The 20,202-nt window shown below is 67.0% G+C and carries 14 protein-coding genes; 6 read left to right on the top strand and 8 right to left on the bottom strand.

Features of this window, described 5'->3' with window-relative positions:
• Positions 1 to 119: 119 nt before the first annotated feature.
• Genes NOV65_RS06730 through NOV65_RS06710 form a run of 5 tightly spaced genes read left to right on the top strand, consistent with a single transcriptional unit; the run spans position 120 to position 8,332 of the window.
• Positions 120 to 2,594, top strand: coding sequence for an ATP-dependent Clp protease ATP-binding subunit (locus tag NOV65_RS06730; RefSeq protein WP_257305301.1), 2,475 nt, complete (start codon positions 120 to 122; stop codon positions 2,592 to 2,594).
• Complete coding sequence (gene bamA / locus NOV65_RS06725; protein WP_257305299.1) at positions 2,591 to 5,170, top strand: outer membrane protein assembly factor BamA; 2,580 nt, start codon at positions 2,591 to 2,593, stop codon at positions 5,168 to 5,170. Before NOV65_RS06730 ends, bamA begins: the two co-directional genes overlap by 4 nt.
• Before the next feature lie 56 nt (positions 5,171 to 5,226).
• Positions 5,227 to 5,823 (top strand): OmpH/Skp family outer membrane protein, encoded by a 597-nt coding sequence (locus NOV65_RS06720; protein WP_257305298.1) that lies wholly within the window; start codon positions 5,227 to 5,229, stop codon positions 5,821 to 5,823.
• Positions 5,824 to 5,844: 21 nt separating this feature from the next.
• Positions 5,845 to 7,077: a spinster family MFS transporter gene (locus NOV65_RS06715; RefSeq protein ID WP_257305297.1), complete on the top strand. Its 1,233-nt coding sequence runs from the start codon at positions 5,845 to 5,847 to the stop codon at positions 7,075 to 7,077.
• A 1-nt stretch (position 7,078) separates the two neighbouring features.
• Positions 7,079 to 8,332, top strand: a complete 1,254-nt coding sequence (locus NOV65_RS06710) for a 1-acyl-sn-glycerol-3-phosphate acyltransferase (RefSeq protein WP_257305296.1) — start codon at positions 7,079 to 7,081, stop codon at positions 8,330 to 8,332.
• 50 nt (positions 8,333 to 8,382) lie between these two features.
• Here the strand turns inward: NOV65_RS06710 and NOV65_RS06705 are convergent, their stop codons facing one another.
• Positions 8,383 to 10,767 (bottom strand): Ig-like domain-containing protein, encoded by a 2,385-nt coding sequence (locus tag NOV65_RS06705; RefSeq protein WP_257305294.1) that lies wholly within the window; start codon positions 10,765 to 10,767, stop codon positions 8,383 to 8,385.
• A gap of 150 nt (positions 10,768 to 10,917) precedes the next feature.
• Positions 10,918 to 12,051, bottom strand: coding sequence for a hypothetical protein (locus tag NOV65_RS06700; protein WP_257305292.1), 1,134 nt, complete (start codon positions 12,049 to 12,051; stop codon positions 10,918 to 10,920).
• Between the two features lie 183 nt (positions 12,052 to 12,234).
• On the opposite strand from NOV65_RS06700, the gene metK reads away from it, so the two are divergent.
• Positions 12,235 to 13,377: a methionine adenosyltransferase gene (gene metK / locus NOV65_RS06695; protein ID WP_257305290.1), complete on the top strand. Its 1,143-nt coding sequence runs from the start codon at positions 12,235 to 12,237 to the stop codon at positions 13,375 to 13,377.
• A gap of 65 nt (positions 13,378 to 13,442) precedes the next feature.
• On the opposite strand, the gene NOV65_RS06690 is transcribed toward metK, so the two are convergent.
• The 6 genes from NOV65_RS06690 to NOV65_RS06665 all read right to left on the bottom strand — a co-directional run bounded on the left by NOV65_RS06690 (position 13,443) and on the right by NOV65_RS06665 (position 20,149).
• Entirely contained in the window at positions 13,443 to 14,363 is a 921-nt protein-coding gene (locus tag NOV65_RS06690; RefSeq protein ID WP_257305288.1) for a diguanylate cyclase, read from the bottom strand.
• Positions 14,363 to 15,376, bottom strand: a complete 1,014-nt coding sequence (locus NOV65_RS06685; RefSeq protein ID WP_257305287.1) for a glycoside hydrolase family 3 N-terminal domain-containing protein — start codon at positions 15,374 to 15,376, stop codon at positions 14,363 to 14,365. Before NOV65_RS06685 ends, NOV65_RS06690 begins: the two co-directional genes overlap by 1 nt.
• Positions 15,377 to 15,423: 47 nt before the next feature.
• On the bottom strand, positions 15,424 to 16,860 hold the full coding sequence (locus NOV65_RS06680) for an HD domain-containing phosphohydrolase (RefSeq protein ID WP_257305286.1): 1,437 nt from the start codon (positions 16,858 to 16,860) through the stop codon (positions 15,424 to 15,426).
• Between the two features lie 101 nt (positions 16,861 to 16,961).
• The gene (locus NOV65_RS06675; protein WP_257305285.1) at positions 16,962 to 17,153 is read right to left on the bottom strand and encodes a hypothetical protein; all 192 of its coding nucleotides are present in this window, start codon (positions 17,151 to 17,153) and stop codon (positions 16,962 to 16,964) included.
• A 115-nt stretch (positions 17,154 to 17,268) separates the two neighbouring features.
• The gene (locus NOV65_RS06670) at positions 17,269 to 17,460 is read right to left on the bottom strand and encodes a hypothetical protein (RefSeq protein WP_257305284.1); all 192 of its coding nucleotides are present in this window, start codon (positions 17,458 to 17,460) and stop codon (positions 17,269 to 17,271) included.
• Between the two features lie 115 nt (positions 17,461 to 17,575).
• Positions 17,576 to 20,149 carry an ATP-dependent Clp protease ATP-binding subunit gene (locus NOV65_RS06665; protein ID WP_257305283.1) on the bottom strand — a complete coding sequence of 858 codons (2,574 nt, stop codon included), beginning with the start codon at positions 20,147 to 20,149 and terminating at the stop codon, positions 17,576 to 17,578.
• Between the last annotated feature and the right edge of the window lie 53 nt (positions 20,150 to 20,202).

Below are 20,202 nucleotides of genomic sequence, written 5' to 3'. Positions count from 1 at the left end.
GGACCGGGACAACCCGGGGGGAAGGCGCTACCCTGGTAGGCCTCCCTGGAACCATCCTGGTCCCGGGGTCATCCAATCATCCGCAAGGGTGATCAGCAACTAACCCGAAAGGGTGTCCCGTGTTCGAAAAATTCACCGAAAAAGCGCGACGTGTGATGTTCTTCGCCCGCTACGAGGCGAGTCAGTTCGGTGCGGAAAGCATCCAGAGCGGCCACCTCCTGCTGGGGTTGCTCCGGGAATCGGAAAAGACCAGCACCCAGCTGCTCGAGCGCATGGGCGTGCACGTGAGCGCCCTGCGGGAGCGCCTGGTGGCGGCCCTGACCCCCAAGGACAAGAAGATCACTCCCAGCAGCACCAGCATCGACATCCCCATGGAGGAGGAGGTCAAGCGCATCCTCCAGCACGCCACGGCCGAGAGCGCCAAGCTCAACCACAAGCACGTGGGGGCTGAGCACCTGCTGCTGGGCATGCTCAAGGAGGAGGGCTGCCTGGCCGGACGGCTCCTGACGGAAGCCGGCGCCGACCTGATCGCCGCCAAGGAGATCCTGCTGGAGAGCACCAAGGAAGAGAAGATCGCGAAGAAGAAGAAGGAGCACCCCCTCCTCTCCGAGTTCGCCCGCAACCTCTCGGAAATGGCCGAGCGCGGAATCTTCGACAACCTCATCGGCCGCGAGCAGGAGGTCGAGCGCATCATCCAGATCCTCAGCCGGCGCCGGAAGAACAACCCGATCCTGCTGGGCGAGGCGGGCGTGGGCAAGACCGCCATCGTGGAGGGCCTGGCCCAGAAGATCTACGAGGGCGTGGTGCCGCCCAGCCTGGTGGACAAGCGCATCTACGCGCTGGACCTCAGCCTCGTGGTGGCGGGCACCAAGTACCGCGGCCAGTTCGAGGAGCGGCTGAAGTCCATCATCGCCGAGGCCAGCAAGGACACGTCGGTGGTGCTGTTCATCGATGAGATCCACAGCCTCATCGGCACGGGCGCTGCAGAAGGCAGCCTGGACGCGGCCAACATCCTGAAGCCGGCCCTGAGCCGGGGCGAGATCCAGTGCATCGGCGCCACCACGCACAAGGAATACGCCAAGTACATCGACAAGGATCGCAGCCTGGTGCGGCGCTTCCAGCCGGTGACGGTGAACCCCCCGGACGAGGCGGAGAGCCTGCGCATCATCGAAGGCATCCGCAGCCGCTACGAGCTGTTCCACCGGGTGCGCTACCTCCCCAAGACCATGGAGGCCTCGGTCTACCTGTCCAACCGCTACATCACGGACCGCTTCCTGCCCGACAAGGCCATCGACCTGCTGGACGAGGCGGGGGCCCGGGTGAAGCTGCGGGTGGGGCCGGGCGGCGCGAGCACCGAGGGCCAGTCCCACGAGGAGGAGCTGCACCGGGTCATCAACGAGATGAACGAGGCGGTCCTCAGCCGCGATTTCGAGAAGGCCGTCCTGCTCCGCCAGCGCGAGCTGCAGCTCCGCGAGGAACTCCAGAAGGACCGCGGCGAGCTGACGGACGAGGACTACGCCCGCTTCCCCGAGGTGACCGAGCAGGACATCGAGGATGTGGTGGCCAGCTGGACCGGCATTCCCGTGACGGCCCTCAAGGGCGACGAGAAGGCCACCCTGGTTAACATGGAGCCCCGCATCAACGAGCGCGTCATCGGCCAGCCCGAGGCGGTGAGCGCCGTGGTGCGTGCGGTGCGCCGGGCCCGCACCGGCCTCAAGAACCCCAACCGGCCCATGGGCTCCTTCCTGTTCCTGGGCCCCACGGGCGTGGGCAAGACGGAGCTGGCCAAGACCCTGGCGGCGTTCCTCTTCGGCGACCCCAAGAAGATGATCCGCTTCGACATGTCCGAGTACATGGAGAAGCACGAGGTCTCCAAGCTGCTCGGGGCCCCTCCGGGGTACGTGGGCTACGAGGAGGGCGGCATGCTCACGGACCGCATCCGGCGGAACCCGTACTGCGTCCTGCTCTTCGACGAGATCGAGAAGGCCCACCCCGACCTGATCAACATCCTGCTGTCGATCTTTGACGATGGTCAGGCTTCGGACGCTTTCGGGAACCTGGTGGACTTCAAGAACACCATCATCATCATGACGTCCAATGTGGGCAGCCGGGAGCTGCTGGCGGAGAAGAACCTCGGCTTCGTCGAGCAAGACGGCCGTCCGGATGCCAAGTCCGGCGACGCCATGAAGGTGCTCAAGCGGACCTTCCCGCCCGAGTTCCTCAACCGCATCGACGAGATCGTGGTGTTCAACCGGCTGGGCGACGACGAGCTGCGCAAGATCGTCCGCCTGCTGGTGGAAGATCTCAACGTCACCCTCCAGAAGCACAAGCTGACCGTGTCCCTCACGGATGCCGCCTGCGACTGGCTGGTGAAGACCACGCTGCGAGACCGCGCCTACGGGGCGAGGCCGCTGCGGCGGGCCATCCAGAAGCAGGTGGAGGATCCCCTCGCCGAGCTGATGGTGGGCCAGGACACCGTGCCTTCCGGCCTGGTGAAGTTCGATCTGGTGGACGAGAAGCTCGTCCCCACCCTGTCTGATTCCGGAGACGTGGCCGCTGGCCAGGAAACCCATCTGGTCGGAGCGCCTGAATGACGCAGCGGAACACGGAATGTAACCGGGCCCTGCCCCGGTGGTGGAAGGGCGTGCTGCCCCTGACCCTCGTGGTCCTGGCGGCGGGATTCTCCTTCCCTTTGGCGGCCCAGGATATCGAACCCATCGTCAAGATCGAGGTGGTGGGCGCCCAGAAGCAGACCGCCGAGACGGTGATCTTCAAGTCGGGCGTGAAGGTGGGTGACGACCTGCGGAACCTGGATTTCAGCGCCGTGATGGAAAAGCTCTGGGCCAGTGGCTCCTTCGATGACATCAAGCTGGAGCTCGAGGACGCCGAGGGCGGCAAGAAGCTGGTCATCCGGATCAAGGAGCGCCCGCTGATCAAGGAAATCGACTACCGCGGCGGCACCGAGGTGGGCCTCACCAACCTCAAGGACAAGGTGAAGGAGAAGAAGCTCACCATCAACCCGGAGACGATCTACGACCCCGAGGCGGCCCGGAAGATCAAGGACCTGATCGTGGATCAGGCCGGTGAGAAAGGTTTCCGGAACCCGGTGGTGGACATCATTCTCGAGCCCATGGGCCCCGGTGTGGCCCGGCTGGTCTTCGAGGTCAACGAAGGCGGCAAGGCGAAGATCTACAAGGTCGAGTTCCGGGGCAACAAGGTGTTCTCCAGCGCCCAGTTGCGCGACGTCATGAAGAAGACGCGCCGGCACTGGATGTTCAGCTGGCTCACCACCCACGACCTGCTGGTGGACAAGAACCTGGAAGAGGATCTGGAGAACGTCAAGAAGGCCTACTGGAAGCTGGGCTACAAGGATGTCTTCGTGGGCAAGCCGGTCATCGAGGTGGAAGACCGGACCTCCGCCAAGCAGAAGAAGAAGAATGAGAAGCGGGCCAAGGAGGCCAAGTCCCCCAAGTACGACCTCCGCGCCACCCTCTCGATTCCCATCCTCGAGGGCGAGCAGTTCTTCGAGGGCACCTTCAAGGCCGAGGGCGGCAAGTTTTTCCGTGAGAACTACTATCCGCAGAAGTACGCGGAAGTGAAGCGGGACAACCACTCCTTCCTCAAGAAGTTCTTCAACATCCAACCTTCCACGGAGGCTCCCAAGCCCGGCACCAAGCCGGTACCCTTCGATCTGGACGCGGTGAACCAGACCGTGGACAAGCTCAAGGAAGCCTACAGCAACCAAGCCTATATCCTCTTCCGCGCGGAAAAGAAGTTCGATATCCGGGAAGAGGACGGTGTCAAGAAGGTGGACACCACGCTGAAGCTGGTGGAGGGCGACCTGTTCACCGTCCGGCGCATCGAGTTCGAGGGCAATCTCACCACCAAGGACAAGGTGCTGCGCCGCAGCATGATGCTGAAGGAGGGCGACCCCTTCCGCATGGACATCTTCAAGGATTCGCTGCTGGGCATCAGCCAGCTGAGCTTCTTTGATGTGAAGACCTCCGAGCCCAAGGTCGATCTGGTGCCGGACAAGCCGCAGGTGGATGTGGTGGTCCGCGGCGAGGAGGCCGGCGTCAATGAGCTGCTCTTCCAGGGCGGGTACGGTTCGCTGTTCGGCTTCTCCCTGGGCGTGAGCTTCTCCACCCGCAACCTGGGTGGCGGCGGCGAGACCCTGTCCATGAGCTACAACGGCGGCAAGTTCTCCAAGAACGTCTCCGTGGGGTTCACCGAACCCTTCGTGTTCGACCTGCCTTACTCCTTCGCCGTGTCCGTGTCGAACGGCTCGGCAGACTACGACGCCTCGCGCGTGGGCATCGCGAACGCCTACAAGCAGTACACCCGGAGCCTTGGCCTGTCCGTGGGCGCGCGCCTGAGCAACTGGTTCCCCAATCAGCCCTGGGCCTTCTTCACCACCTACTCCACGGGGTACAGCTTCCGACTGATCCGCATCGAAGGCGGTCAGAACTACTATTTCCGAGACATGAGCAACCAGCTCACCTCCACCTTCAGCCAGAGCCTGTCCTACAGCACGGTGAACCACCAGTTCAAGCCGACCCAGGGCACGCGATTCTCGTTCGGCCTGGAGTACGGTGGCTGGCAGTTCGGTGGCGACAAGCCATTCCTGCGCGCCAGCTGGGACTTCGCGAAGTTCGCCAACGTGGCGGACCGGCATATCTTCGCCGTGAACCTGAGCTACGGCTACCTCCAGAACATGGGTCACGAGGACCTTCCGCTCTACGACCTGTACCGGCCCGGTGGCGAGAACAGCATCCGCGGCTACCGCTATGGCCAGGTGGGCAGCGTCCTCCTGGACAATAACGGCCAGCCGGTGGTGGTGGGCGGCAACAAGCAGTTCATCGCCAACGCGGAGTACCAGTTCAAGATTGCCGATCAGTTCCGGCTCGTCTTCTTCTACGACGCCGGCAACGCCTGGGGGAGCGGCACCAAGATCTTCAGCCGTGACCCGGTGCCCTACCAGGACGCGTATCACAACGAGTATTCCTACAAGAATCCCTCCCTGGTTCGGTCGATGGGGGTGGAGTTTCGGTTCTTCCTGCCCATCAGCCCCGCTCCCCTGCGTCTGATCTGGTCGCGTAAGCTGAACCCCTATCCTTTTGATCGAGACGGGCAGAACGACTTCCAGTTCTCCATCGGCACGACCTTCTGATTGCTGAGGGCCGGGGCCCTCACGCTACAATGACCTTTTCCCCTTGGAGTCTTCCCATGCGCCTGCTTGCCCCGTCCGTGGCCGTCCTCTGCCTGTCTGCCGCCCTCACCGTACCCGCCGCGGCCCAGGAGGCGCCGCGCTTCGCCTTCTTCAGCATCAATCAATTGGTGCGCAGCTCCAAGAAGGCCGGCGCCATCTTCTCCGAGCTGGAGATCACCGGAAAGAACCTGCAGGAGAAGCTCCAGGCCAAGGGCCAGGAACTGCAGACGCTGCAGCAGCAGCTGAACTCCCCCAGCCTCGACCCCGACAAGAAGGAGGCCCTGGCGAAGAAGTTCAGGGATCTGGAGTTCGAGGCCAAGAAGATGCAGGAGGACAGCCAGCAGGAATACCAGCGTGTGGAGAAGAAGGTGGGCGAGGCCATCACCAAGCTGGCCGGCCCCATCGTCGAGCAGCTGGCCAAGGAGCAGAAGCTGCAGATGGTCTTCTCCGACCAGTCGGTGAACATCCTCTCCTGGGCCGATCAGGAATGGATGAAGAGCTTCACCGCCGAAGTGGCCAAGCGCCTGGATGCCAGCGAGGGCACCCCGGCTCCCGCGGCCAAGCCGGCCGCTCCCAAGCCCGCTGCCTCCAAGCCTGCCGCCCCCAAGAAGTAGTCAGACCCCTCGTCCGACTAGATGACCGCCGCGCGACGGCTGCTCCTGCTGCTCACCGGGATCAACCTGGTGAACTACCTGGATCGGTACGTCGTCGCGGCGGTTCTCGAGCCACTGGGCAGGGAACTGCACCTGTCGGATGCCCAGCTGGGGCGGCTGACCTTCGTCTTCATCGCGGTGTACATGTGCGCCGCACCCCTCTTCGGGTACCTGGCCGACCGCTTCCATCGTCCGCGCCTCGTGGCCGCGGGCGTTGCGCTCTGGAGTTTGGCCACCCTCAGCGCCGCCTTTGTCCATAGCTATCCAGGGCTGCTGGTGACGCGCTCCCTGGTGGGCGTGGGCGAGGCGGCCTACGCCAGCCTGGGGCCGGCGATGCTGGCGGATGGCTTCCATGAATCCGACCGGGCCAAGGTCTTCACCTGGTTCTACCTGGCCATCCCCGTGGGCAGTGCCTTCGGCTACGGCCTGGGCGGCCTGGTGGCGGGAGCCTGGGGCTGGCGGTCCTCCTTCCTGGTGGCGGGCCTGCCCGGCCTGGCCCTGGCCCTCTGGATGGCCTTCCAGGTGGATCCCGTGCGAGGGGCCATGGATGAGGAGAAAGATCTCGGGGCGGGCGAGCCCTACCCCCGCCGCCTGAAGCGCATATTCCGGAACCGCATCTGGCTGGCCTGCACCGCCAGTTATGTGGCCTACACCTTCGCCATGGGCGGCCTCAGCACCTGGGGGCCGACTCTGCTCCAGCGCCGGTTCGGCGTATCCACGGCCAGAGCGGGGCTCGTCTTCGGGGCGCTCGCGGTGGTCACGGGCATCCTGGGCACCTTCCTGGGCGGGTGGCTCACGGACCGCTGGCAGAAACGCTGGCCCGACGCCGGAGCCGGGATTTCCGGCCTCACCCTGGTGGCCGCGGCGCCGGTGGTGGCCTGGGCCCTGGCCACCGGCAGCCTCGGAGCGGCCTACGCCCTGTTCTGCCTGGGCATGTTCCTGCTCTTCGTGAACACCAGCCCCGTCAACGCGCTCACCGTCAGCAGCCTGCCCGCCAGCATCCGGGCCACGGGGGTGGCGGTGAACGTGCTGTTCATCCACCTGCTGGGGGACGCCATCAGTCCCGAATTGGTGGGCCGCCGGGCGGACGCCCTTCATGCCGCGGGCTTCCCCGGCGGGGACGCCTTGGGCCGGGCCCTCTACCTGGTGCTGCCGGCCATCCTGCTCAGCGGACTGGCCCTCTGGTGGGCCCGGCACCGGCCGGCAGCGGACTGACATGACGGCCAGCCGAACCGCGCGGATGCTGGCCTGGGTCTGGTTTCGCGCCCTGCACCGGGAAGGTCCGGATCTGCCGCCGGGTCCCTGCCTGATTCTCCTGAACCATCCGAACGGGCTGCTGGATCCCCTCGCGGCCGCGGCCCTGCTGGACCGGCGCGCGGGCTGGCTGGCCAAGGCCACCCTCTGGAAGCTCGCTCCCCTGCGGCCCTTCCTGGCGGCCTTCCGGGCCATCCCCGTGACCCGGCCCAAGGACGGTGGTGCCACGCCGGAATCCATCCAGCGGTGCTTCCAGAAAGTCCACGAGGTACTGGCCCGGGGTGGCTCAGTGGCCATGTTCCCCGAAGGCGTGAGCCACTCGGAAGCGGACCTCGCGCCCCTCAAGACCGGGGCCGCCCGCATCATCCTCTCCAGTCCCGTCCCGGTCGCCGTGGTGCCGGCGGGTCTGGTCTACGGGGACCGGGCGACCTTCCGCCACAGCGTCCTGCTGCGCCTGGGCGAGCCGGTGGTCTGGGAGGACCTCGCCCCCCGGAGCGCGGAGCCCGAAGCCGTGGCCGAATTGACCGCCCGCATCCGGGCCGCGCTGCAGCCCCTCACCCTCCACGCCGCCGAGGTGCGCGTGCTGGCACTGGCCCAGGAGGTGGCCTGGCTGTTGGCTGAGGCTCCCGGCAGCCGGGTGGACCTCGAGGCCCTGCGCCGGCGCGTGCGGGCCCTGGTGCCGCATCTCGCGGAGCGCTCGGCGGAGGAACTGGCCGCCCTGGAGGCCCGGGTCCACGGAGCCCAGGCCTGGCTGCGGGCCAAGGGCCTCCGGCCCGATCAGGTGGGCCATCCCTACGCGGGTGCCGAGATCCGCCGCTGGCTGCCGGGTGCGGTCCTGCGCCTGGGATTGGCGGCGCTGCTGCTGCCTCCGGCGCTGCTGTTCTGGCCCTCCTACCGACTGGTGGGCTGGGCGGCGGGGCGGTTCACGGATGAGGGCGACCAGGCCGCCACCTTGAAACTGCTGGCCGGCCTGCTGCTCCACCCCCTCTGGGCCGCGGTCCTGGCGGGCCTGGCCGGCTGGTGCTGGGGTGGAGCTGCGGCCCTGGCTGCCCCGGTGGCCCTGTTGCTGGTCCTCCTGGGGCTCCCCGCCCTCGAGCGCGCGGCTGAAGATCTCCAGGCCATCCGTGGCTTCCGCCGCCGCCGGGATGCCGCCGTGCCCGAGCTGCTGGAGGCCCGGAGGCAGCTGCTCGAGGCTTTCCCGGAGCTGGCGGGGTAGACGCGAAGAGGCGGGGCCGAAACCCCGCCTCTTCTGGATGCGGCCGATGATCAGTGGCCGAGGATGGTGAACCTCTCTGGGAGTGCCAGCTCAGTCAGGGGAACCGGCGCAATCGGAAGGGCGGCGCCCTGGGTGGGATCCACGACGATGGAGGCGCCGGTGAAGCCCATGAAATAGCGCATCTGGCGCTGGATGAGGGACAGGTTGGTCAGGCTGGAGGGATCGATCAGGGAGTTGTGGTTGATGCCCGTCTGATCGAACTGGAAGTAGCCTTCGGTGGGTGTGGTGTCCGTAAGGGCCACGGCGGCATTGGCGACCTTGGGAGCCAGGGCGCCACCGGTGATCGTGAACATGAACTGGGCGGGCACGCCTGCAGCGTGGGCCGGTGTGCCGCCAGCGGTGTAGGCCAATTGCTTGAAGCCGGGTGCGATGGCCGCAGCCGCCGTTGTGCCGAGCACGGCACGGCCACCCAGGGCGTTGCCGAGGTAACGGGTATAGGCGTTGGGAATGGATGTTTCACCCACGGCTTCCTGCATGGCGACGCGGCCGGAGAGCCGGCTGGGGAGCCCGGCGGCCAGTGGCGTGGTCATGGATGCGGGATCGGTAGGATCGAGAATGGACTGCGTCACGAGGAAAAACTGGTGGTAGGTGGGCGTGTTCTTCGTGATGCCCACGGCCGCGAGGCCGGCCGTGACGACAGGCTCGAAAGTGGAGGTGGTGTCCTGGCCGATGTAGCCCCACCGACCCGCCGGCACGGAGAAGTAGCCCTTCATGTCGGAGTTGAGGGATGTCTGGGTGTAGGGATAACCCGTGGTGGAAAGCGTGGTGTTTCCGGCCAGGTAGTAGCTGCCGATGATGGAACCCAGGCTGTGGCCCACAAACTTGATGTCGGCCATGGAGGGCATGGCCGCGCCGAGGCCGGCGAATCCACCGGTCCGGATCGTCAATTCCAGGCGGTCAAGGTTGAATGCGCCCTGCTGGACGTTGGAGCGCAGGGCCAGAGGCGCGCCGTAGGCGGCGAAGTCCTGGAACCAGGCCGCGCCGGTGGTGTGGCCGGGGACGGCAAGCTCGCCATGGAGAGGCTCATCGATGGCGATGACGGCCCGACCGATGGTGGTCAGGCTCTGGGCCACGGCGAGGACATGCTCCTTCTGACCGCCGATCCCGTGGGCGTAGATGACCAGGGGATAGCCACCAGCGGGCGCGGCCGCGGTCGGCGCGATGTAGACGAAAGGCACCTGGCGATCCGTGGAATAGAACCCGGCGAGGTGGAGTCCATCCGGGCGGAAGGCCTGGGTCACACCTGCGGCGGGGTTGTAGGCACCGGTGATGCCAGTAAGGTCGTTGTTCGCGGCATGGGCGGCGACGACCACGGGATCCATGGAGAGATCGGCGCTGTTGATCTTGCCGAGGACGACCGTTCCCACCGTGGCCGGAGCCGCGGTGGCCGTGCCCATGACGAGGCTCCAATAGGCGTCAGGCGTGGGGTTCGTTCCCCCCCGGTCGAAGGTGGCCGTCACCGTGATGGTGTTGCTCCAGGTCTTGGCCGGCAGGTTGCCCGGGATGTTGGACCCGGCCGCGTAGGACCTCAGGGCCGATTCGACGGGCAGGAGCGAGGCGCCTGCAGCGGAAGGACTGGTGGTGTTCAGGGAGATGGCGCCGGCGCCGGTGGTGATGAACCGGCCCAGCACGGCGATGCCGGCACGCTGGGTCACGGTGGTGGTGGCGCTGGCGGTGATGAGGTCATCCATCACCTTGGCGTAGCCCGAGAGCAGGATGTTGGCCCCACTGGCGACGTTCGCCCGGATGGGCTCCAGGGCGCCGAAGGAGCCCGTGAGCGGTGTGAGGGACTTGAGGGCCTCGAAGTAGGGAGAGGCGGAGATTGGCTTGCCGGCGGTGTCCTTCACGCGGTTCGTGACCACATAGAGGTACCGGGTGCCAGGGAGCAGGGGGAAGTTCGGGAACAGGAACAGATCCGTGCCACCGGCGGTGTAGTTGTAGGTGAACATGCCGGAAACATCGGTGAAACCGAGGGGGTTGTTCTCGGTGCCTGCCGCGTCCGGGGTGAGCTGGAAGACCTTGACGTTGGCGGCGGTGATGGTGCTGGCGTCCACGGCGGCATTGAACCGGAGATAGACCGGGGCGTTCAGGCCGGAGACAGCGTTGGTGCCGCCCATTTCGTGAAGGTTCACATAGGCCAGGGCCTCGGGGGGTGTCATGGGCTTGTTCGCGGTCCGGCCCACGAGGGGGTCGGCCGCCACGGCCGTGGCCAGGATGTTCGGCAGGGGCACGTTCCCGGTGGCCGGGTCGAACACCGGAGCGGTGGAACTCGGCATGCTGGCGGGGCCCGTGACGATCGTGGGGGCCTTCGAGTCGCCGCCGCCGCTGCAGGCGAAGAGCATCGCCAGGGAAGCGCCGAGGATCGCTTGGTTCAAGCGTGGATGCATCGCGTCACCTCATGGGTGGGGTTGGAAAGGTTTCGAGGATTGGTTTGATGACAATAGGCGGCCCGAAGGGGAATTGCCACACAAAAGGCGAGGCCCCGGAAGGGGCCCCTGCCTTACTTCGGGTAGGCCGGACGGGGTTCAATCCGTGACGGCGAACACGACCTTGTCGTTCTTAAAGCGGCTCACGGTGATGAGCTCCACGGTGGCGGTCTGCTTGTCGGGGCTGATGACGAGCTTGTAGTGTTCGTCTTTCAGGTACGAACCGGGCACCACGTTCACTTTGCCGATCTTCTTCAGGCCCACGTCGGAGGCCTTGATGGTGATGGTCTTGGCGTTGCGGAGGTCGAGGCTCTGCGTGAAGACCTCGTCGCGCCAGTTCTTGCCGGCCCGGTCCTTGGCGAAGATGGGGATCTCGATGATGCCATCGGCCTTCAGGGTGTCGCGGTTGCCGACGACGTAGTGCAGCGAGTTGAGCTTGGAGAGCTGGGCGGCGTTGTCCAACTGGAGCTTGGTGCGCTCCTCGATGAGGTTCGAGCGCTCGGTCTGCAGGCTGGTGATCTCTTCGGTGATCTTCTGCTTCTGGGTTTCGAGATCGGCGACCTCTTCCTGCAGCTTGTCGTTCTGGGCCACGGCCTCGTCGCGCTCACCCTCGATCTTCTCGCGCTCCTGGCGCATGAGGTCATTGGGCGTGATCTTGGCCCGGCCCTGGGCGACCCAGGTGCCGTAGGTGCCGTTGGCGTAGAAGTGGTAGACCTCGAAGCCGGGCGCCAGCTTTTCCATGATGGCCACGCGGCTCACCAGCTTCTTGGCCTCGGCCTCAGGCACGCCCTTCTTCTTCAGGAAGCGCAGGGCCATGCCGTAGTGGCTGTCATTGGGCCTGGCCACATCGGGCTTGGGCAGGTCGGCCTTGAGCTTCGCGACCTTGGAGTTGAGGTCCTTGATTTCCTTGTCCTTATCGAGCACTTCCTGGAGGAGGGCCTGGTAGGAGCTGTTCTTCTCGTTCTTGATGCGCTCTTCGAGGGCCTTCTTCTGCTCGTCGGTGAGCTGTAGCGTCTCGGCGTTGGGCCGGATGTCGTTCACACCGGCCTGGGCCAGCTTCTTCTGTTGTTCCGTGCCGGCCTGGTTCAGCTGCTGGTTGGCCTTGTCGGCCTCGGCCGCCTTCTGGGTCAGCTCCCGGATCTGTGGATCTTCCCGCTTGCAGGCGGTGGATACCATCAGGAGAGAGGCTGCCATCATCACGATGGCGAGCGTCGAACGGCGGAAGGGAGTCATGGGTTCCTCCACTTAGGGGGCTTGGGATAGGCGCTTCAGGGATGGAAACATCCCACCTTAGTCCTCCAGGCTAGGGCATGGCAAGGTTTCCTGCGTCATCCAAAAGGTGTAGGGGCAGCGGTCCCACGATATACTTCACGTTTCCTCCGGAACAGGTTCCGGGGGGATTCCTAGGAGTCCCGAATGGCCGCCCAGGGGCGTCACCTGTTCACATCCGAAAGCGTCACCGAAGGCCATCCCGACAAGATGGCGGATCAGATTTCCGACGCCGTGCTGGACGCGGCCCTCAAGGATGATCCCCGCAGCCGCGTCGCCTGCGAGACCCTCCTCACCACGGGCCTGGTGCTGGTGGCCGGCGAGATCACCACCGAGACCTACATTCCCGTCGCCGCGCTGGTTCGCGATGTGGTGAAGGACATCGGCTACGACCACCACATCAAGGGCTTCGACTACGCCACCTGCGCCGTGATGGTCACCATCGATCAGCAGAGCCCGGACATCGCCATGGGCGTGGATACGGGGGGCGCCGGGGACCAGGGCCTGATGTTCGGCTACGCCTGCCGGGAGACGCCGGAGCTGATGCCCGCGCCGATCCACTACGCCCACCTGCTCACCCGGAAGCTGGCCGAGGTCCGCAAGGACGGCCAGTTGCCCTGGCTGCGTCCGGACGGCAAGTCGCAAGTCACCGTGGAATTCGATGGCGACAAGGTCCAGCGCATCCACACTGTCGTCATCTCCACCCAGCATGACGAGCACATCACCCAGAACAGTATCCGCGACGCGGTGATCCAGGACGTGATCAAGGCCGCGCTGCCCCAGGACCTGGTGGATCCCCAGACCATCTTCCATGTGAACCCTACCGGGCGCTTCGTGGTGGGCGGCCCCATGGGCGACACGGGCCTCACGGGCCGCAAGATCATCGTCGACACCTATGGCGGCAGCGGCCACCACGGTGGCGGCGCCTTCTCCGGCAAGGATCCCAGCAAGGTGGACCGCAGCGCCGCCTACATGGGCCGCTACATCGCCAAGAACATCGTGGCGGCGGATCTGGCGGACCGCTGCGAGATCCAGCTGGCCTACGCCATCGGCGTGGCCGAACCGGTGTCCATCGCCGTCGACACCTTCGGCACCGGAAAGGTGTCGGATGAGGCCATCGTCCGCGCCGTGCGGGAGGTGTTCAGCTGTACCCCCAAGGCCATGATCGAGGCCCTGGACCTGCGCCGGCCCATCTACCGCGCCACCGCCGCCTATGGTCACTTCGGCCGGGCGGAGTTCAGCTGGGAGAAGACGGACAAGGTGGAAGCCCTGCAGAAGGCGGCCAAGTAGCCCCCTCAGCTATCAGGGATGACGGATGCGGCCCTTCGGGGCCGCGTCCATGTTCCGGCCGCTGGCTAGGGCGCCCGTTCCACCCGGTTCCTCCCGCCCTGCTTGGCGCGGTAGAGGGCCTCGTCAGCCAGCTTGAGGAGCTCCTCGGTGTCGGGCCGCTCGGACTGGCCCTCCCTGGCCGCGACACCCATGCTGACGGTCTTCCGGACGGTAGCGCTGCCGAGGAGGTGGTCCATGGCGGCGAATTTCTGCCGCAGGTTTTCGGCGACCCGGAGAGCCGCGGCACCGTCGGTGTAGGGAAGCACCAGGGTCAGTTCCTCGCCGCCGTAGCGCGCGGCCAGGTCCGTGGCCCGGAGGCTGGCGTTCAGCATGGTGCCGATGTTACGCAGCACCACGTCGCCCATGGCGTGGCCGAAGGTGTCATTCACATCCTTGAAGTGGTCGATGTCGATCATCACCACGGCGAGGGGGACCTTGGTGCGCCGGGCCCGCCGCACCTCCTCCTCCAGGCGGGAAACGAGGAGGCGCCGGTTCGCCAAGCCAGTGAGGGCATCGGTGACGGACAGGGCCTCCAACTGGGCGTTCATCTCCCGGAGTTCGTCCTGGAGCCGCTTCAGCTTGGTGTGGATGCGCACCCGGGCGAGCAGCTCCTTCTCGTGGAAGGGCTTGGTGACGTAGTCGGAGGCGCCCCGCTCCAGGATCTCGGCCTTGCGGTCCAGGTCATCCTCGGCGGTGAGCATGATCACCGGGATCTGCTCCAGGTCCCGGCGGCTGGCCTTGAGGCCCAGGAACTTCAGCCCGTCGAAGCCCGGCATCACCAGGTCGCAAAGCACCAGGTCCGGGGGCGTCTCCATGATGATCTTGAAGGCGGTGAGGCCATCCGCCGCCTCCAGGAATTGCGTGAAGCCGCCGTCCCTCATGAGGACCGCCTTGATCTCGTTGCGGATCATGGCGTTGTCGTCGACGATGAGGACCCGGCCGGGCATCAGGTCTTCCCGGTGGCGGCGCGGAGCCGCTCCAGCCAGGCCTGCCAGGCCTGGGGCTCGAAGGGGAGGGCGCCCGGAATCAGGTTCCGGCGCATGGCCCGGGCGGCCTGGAGGGGTCCCCGGCACAGGGCTTCAGGCAGGCGGCCGGCGGCCTCGGCGCAGGCGGTCCAGCCCTCGGGGCTCTGGCAGACCAGCAGCCACTGGTGCCCGGCCTCCAGGGAGAGCCGCACGCGGTCGTCCCAGCTCCAGTCTGCGCAGCCGCCCATCTCCAGGTCGTCCGGGAGGAAGCGCCCCTGGAGGCCCCAGGGGTTCGCGAGCACGGAGCCGCGGTGCAGGCTGGCGGGCAGGGGGGCCGAGGCGGGCGTGCGCAGGTGGGCCACCATCACCAGCCGGTCGGGGTGGGCCAGAGGGATGAAGGCTGCGACATTGCGGTCGATCTGCGGGCCCTCGGTGAGGGCCGGCAGGCCCAGGTGGCTGTCGAGGGTGGTGCCGCCCAGGCCGGGGAAGTGCTTCAGGCAGCCCCGGACGCCCGTGGACTCCAGGCCGTGGAGAAAGGCGCCGGCGGCGGCGGCGACCTCCGTCGGATCCGCACTGGCGGCCCGGTCCCCGATGCCCGCGTCCGGGTGGCCGTCCCAGAGGTCCACCACGGGCGCGAAGTCCACGTTGAAGCCCAGCAGGCACAGCCCTTCGCCCCAGAGGCGGCCCCAGGTGGCGCAGGCTTCGGCGCCGCCGCCGGTCCAGATCCGGCGCAGCGGGGGGGTGGGCCCCACCCAGGGGCGCAGGCGGCTCACGGGGCCGCCCTCCTGATCCAGGGCCACGGCCAACGGAAGCTCCGCGCCGTAGCGGGCCTGGAGGCCAGCCACGAGGGCCCGGCAGCGGGCGGGGCCGGCCACGGGATCCGGATCCAGGTTCCGGGCGAAGAGGATGAGACCGCCCGGCGCGAAGGGCAGTTCTACTTCCGGGGCGTCAAGGCCGCGGAAGCCGGTCCAGAGAAGCTGATGCGAGCTGGTCATCCACTCACCTTAGTCTGTGCGGCGAGCCGGGGGTGCCGACCGAGAGATCATGAGACGGCCGTTCTCCCGTGGCCCAGGGTGCGCTCATAGATCCGGGCCTCGATGAAGATGCGCAGCGCCTCCGTATCCAGCAGGTTCACCCGGGCCTCCTGGTCGAGGATCTCCAGGCTCCGCTCCACGCTCACGGCGGCCTTGTACGGGCGGTCGGCGGCGGTGAGGGCGTCGTAGACATCCGCCACGGCCATGAGCCGGCTCTGGACCGGGATGTCCGGCTCCGTCAACTGCCGCGGGTAGCCGCGCCCATTCATCCGTTCGTGGTGGGCGTAGGCGATGTCGGGGACGCCCGCCAGCTCGAGCGTCCAGGGGATCTGGGCCAGGAAGCGGTAGGTGTGGGTGACGTGGCTCTGGATCTCCTCCCGCTCCTCCGTGGACAGGCTGCCCTTGGGGATCCTCAGCAGGTCGAGGTCACTGGGCTCGAAGAGGATGCGACGCTCCCCGCTCCAGTGCTGGTAGGTGAGGTCCTCCAGCGTGTCCAGCTCCCGGGCCACCTCCTGGGGCAGCACGGTAGGCTCGTTGCTCCTGCGGACGAGGTCCATGAGGTGCCGCGTCTCCTCTTCCTGGTGAAGCAGCAGGCTTCTGACCCGATCGTGATCGAAAGCCTGCCCTTTGCTCCAGGCTGCCAGCATCTGCTCCCGCATGACTTCGAGGGTGCGCTGGTGGAGGCGCTGGTAGAGGTTTTCCAGGCGCTCGTCGTGGAGCTTCTTGGCCTTCACCAGGACCTGCTCGCGGACGCCCACCTTGCCGAAGTCGTGGAGCAGGCTGGCGTAGCGGATCTCGCGAATCTGGATGGGGGTGAAGTGGAGTTCGCCGTAGGGACCGTTGGGCGTCGTGTTCACGGCCTCCGCCAAGCCCACCGTGAGTTCCGCCACACGGCTGGAATGGCCGGAGGTGCTGGGATCGCGGGCCTCGATGGCGGTCACGGAGGCGTTCACGAAACCTTCGAAGAGCCGCTCGATGTCGTTCTTCAGGCCCAGGATCTCCTGGGTGCGGGCCTCCACCATGCGCTCCAGGTTCTGCTGGTATTCCTCGTTCTCCCGCAGCAGCCGGTAGTGCTCCAGGGCCCGCTCCAGGCTGGCCTCGATCTCCACCAGTTTGAACGGCTTCTGGATGAAATCGTAGGCGCCGCGCTTGAGGGCCTGGATGGCCGCTTCCGTGGTGGCGTACCCGGTCATCAGGATGCCCATGCTCCTGGGATCCTCGTCATGGATCGCCCGCAGCAGCTCCAGGCCCGATAACCCACCGGGCATGTTCAGATCGGTGAAGATGACCGGGAAGTGCTTCTGCCGCACCAGCTCAAGGGCATGGGCGCCATCCTCGGCACCATCTGCGGCGTAGCCCTCGTCCGTCAGAGCCTCCACCAACAGGTTCCGGAGGTCCGCCTCGTCGTCCACGATGAGGATGGGGATGGGGGGAGTGAGCGGCACACTGGCTCCATGCACCTGGGTCTCATCGGGCGGGTCCAGGTCGATGGCAAGTTTCGCATGAATACGGTTTTATTTGCCCACAGCCTCCAGGGCCCTGCCGCCTACTGGACCGCCTCGCCCTCAACGAGAAGCTGGCCGTCGTGGATCGAGAGCAGGGCCCGGCCGCCGGGCTGGAGCTGGCCCTGGAGGATGAGGCGGGACAGCGGGTTGACGGCGGACTGCTGAATCAGCCGCTTGAGCGGGCGGGCGCCGTAGTGGGGATCAAAGCCGCGGGACCCGCTCCGCGAGGCCAAGCGCAGCGCGGGCCGAGGGGGAGGACGCGCCGGTGGCGCGTCCGTTCGCGGGGGAGCAGGCCCGGCTCGTGAACCCAAGCGGAGCGCCGGGTGAACGGCTGCCGGGCGAGGGCGCCTACTGGACGGCCTCGCCTTCGACCAGGAGCTGGCCGTCGCGGACCGAGAGCAGGGCCCGGCCGCCGGGCTGGAGCTGGCCCTGGAGGAGGAGGCGGGACAGCGGATTGACGACGGACTGCTGGATCAGCCGCTTGAGCGGCCGGGCGCCGTAGTGGGGATCAAAGCCGCGGGACCCGCTCCGCGAGGCCAAGCGCAGCGCGGGCCGAGTGGGAGGACGCGCCGGTGGCGCGTCCGTTCGCGGGGAAGCAGGCCCGGCCCGTGAACCCAAGCGGAGCGCCGGGTGAACGGCTGCCGGGCGAGGGCGCCTACTGGATGGCCTCGCCCTCAACGAGGAGCTGGCCGTCGTGGATCGAGAGCAGGGCCCGGCCGCCGGGCTGGAGCTGGCCCTGGAGGATGAGGCGGGACAGAGGGTTGACGACGGACTGCTGGATCAGCCGCTTGAGCGGGCGGGCGCCGTAGTGGGGATCAAAGCCCTCGGTCGCCAGCCAGTCCAGCGCCGCCTCCGGCACCTCCAGATCCAGCCGCTGATCCCGCAGCAGGGCCTCTACGCGTTTGAGCTGGATGCGGGCGACGGCCTTCATGTCGTCCCGATCCAGGGAGCGGAAGATCACCACCTCGTCCAGGCGGTTCAGGAATTCCGGCCGGAAGTGGCCGTGCAGGGCGGCCTGAACAGCCACCTGGGCTTTCGAGGTATCGCCCCCGGCATCGTAGATGGCCTGGCTGCCCAGATTGGTGGTCATGAGCACCACCGTGTTGCGAAAGTTCACCGTGCGGCCCTGGCCGTCCGTGAGGCGGCCATCTTCCAGCACCTGGAGGAAGAGGTCGAAGGTGCGCGGGTGGGCCTTCTCCATCTCGTCGAGGAGGATCACGGCGTAGGGGCGACGGCGGATGGCCTCGGTGAGGCGCCCGCCCTCCTCGTAGCCCACATAGCCCGGCGCGGCGCCGATGAGGCGCGTGGCATCCGCCTCGTGGGTGAACTCGCTCATGTCGATGCGGACCAGGGCGTTCTCGTCGTCGAAGAGGAACTCCGCCAGGGCGCGCGCGACTTCGGTCTTGCCCACGCCTGTGGGGCCCAGGAAGAGGAAGCTGCCGATGGGTCGCTTGGGATCGCCCAGGCCGGCGCGGTTGCGGCGCAGGGCGTCGGAGATGGCCGTGAGGGCCGGGTCCTGGCCCACCACGCGCTCGCCGAGGCGGGCCTCCATGTGCAGCAGCTTCTCCACCTCGCCTTCGAGGATGCGGCTCACGGGGATGCCGGTCCAGCGGCTCACGATGGCCGCGACATCGGGCTCGCCCACTTCGAGGCGCAGCATGGCGCTCTCCTTGGGCGAGGTGGCGGCGATCTGCTTCTCCAGGGCGGGGATCTCACCGTACTCCAGGCGCGAGGCCCGCTCGTACTCGCCCTTCGTCTTGGCCTGGTCCAGCTCGATGCGCAGATCGTCCAGCTTTTTCTGCAGCCCCCGAGTGCCCTCGATGACCTTCTTCTCGTTCTCCCACTGCGCCCGCAGGTGGCTCAGCTCCTCATTAAGCTCAGCCAGTTCCTTCTCGAGATCGGCCAGTCGGGCACGGCTGGCCGCATCCTTCTCTTTCGTGAGGGAGTGCCGCTCCAGTTGCAGCTGCATCTCGCGGCGCTCGCGGACGTCGATCTCCGTGGGGCGGCTGTCGATCTGCATGCGCACGGCGCTGGCGGCCTCGTCCATGAGGTCCACGGCCTTGTCCGGCAGAAAACGGTCGGAGATGTAGCGCTGGCTGAGGTGGGCGGCGGCCACCAGGGCGGCGTCCTGGATGCGCACGCCGTGGTGCAGCTCGTAGCGCTCCTTCAGGCCGCGGAGGATGGAGATGGCGTCCTCCACGGAGGGCTCGTCCACCAGCACCGGCTGGAAGCGGCGCTCCAGGGCAGCGTCCTTCTCGATGTGCTTGCGGTACTCGTCCAGGGTGGTGGCGCCGATGCAGCGCAGCTCGCCCCTCGCCAGGGCCGGCTTCAGCAGGTTGGCGGCGTCCATGCCGCCGGACACGGCGCCCGCGCCCACCAGCAGGTGCAGCTCGTCGATGAAGAGGACGATCTGGCCCTCGGCCTTCTCGACCTCCTCGATGACGCCCTTGAGGCGCTCCTCGAACTGGCCGCGGTACTGGGTGCCGGCCACCAGGGAGCCCATGTCCAGGCCCATGACGCGCAGGCCCTTCAGGCTTTCGGGCACGTCCCGCTTGTGGATGCGCTGGGCCAGGCCCTCCACGATGGCGGTCTTGCCCACGCCGGGCTCGCCGATGAGCACGGGGTTGTTCTTGGTGCGCCGCGAGAGCACCTGCAGCACACGGCGGATCTCCTCGTCGCGGCCGATGACCGGGTCCAGCTTCCCGGCGGCGGCCAGGGCCGTGTAGTCCTTGGCGTACTTCTCCAGGCTGGCGAACTTCTCCTCGGCCTTCTCGTCCTCCACCTTCGAGCCCTTGCGGGTGTCGCGGATGGCGACCTCCAGGGTCTTCCGGTCCAGGCCGAAGCGCTCCAGCACCTTCTTGGCGTCCGTGTGCGCGTTGCTGAGGGCCAGCAAGAGCGCGTCCGTGGCCAGGAAGCGGTCGCCCAGCCCGCGACCGGTGTCGCTGGCGACTTCCAGGAAATGGCGGAAGGCCGCGCCCACCTGGGGCTCGGCACCGCCCACGGCCCGAGGGAGCTTGGCGATCAGATCCTCCGCGGCTGCCACCAGGCCCTGGGTGGATTCGGGCGACAGCCCGGCCCGCTCCAGCAGCGGATGCAGCCCCGCCTCCGGCGCCAGCAGGGCCCCGAAGAGGTGCTGGGGCACCAGTTCCGGGTGCTGGTCCTGCACCGCCCGCTGCCGCGCCGCCACCAGCGTGTCGTTGGCTTTCTGGGTGAGGGGAAGGAGGGACATGGAACACCTCGGCTTCCAGGATGATTCAAATATGATGTCTATGCACTAAAATT

The sequence above is a fragment of the Geothrix campi genome (assembly GCF_024609265.1).
GTDB classification, from domain to species: domain Bacteria; phylum Acidobacteriota; class Holophagae; order Holophagales; family Holophagaceae; genus Geothrix; species Geothrix campi.
Note: the sequence above shows the minus strand (reverse complement) of the source record. Positions and strands in the feature narration are given on the sequence as shown.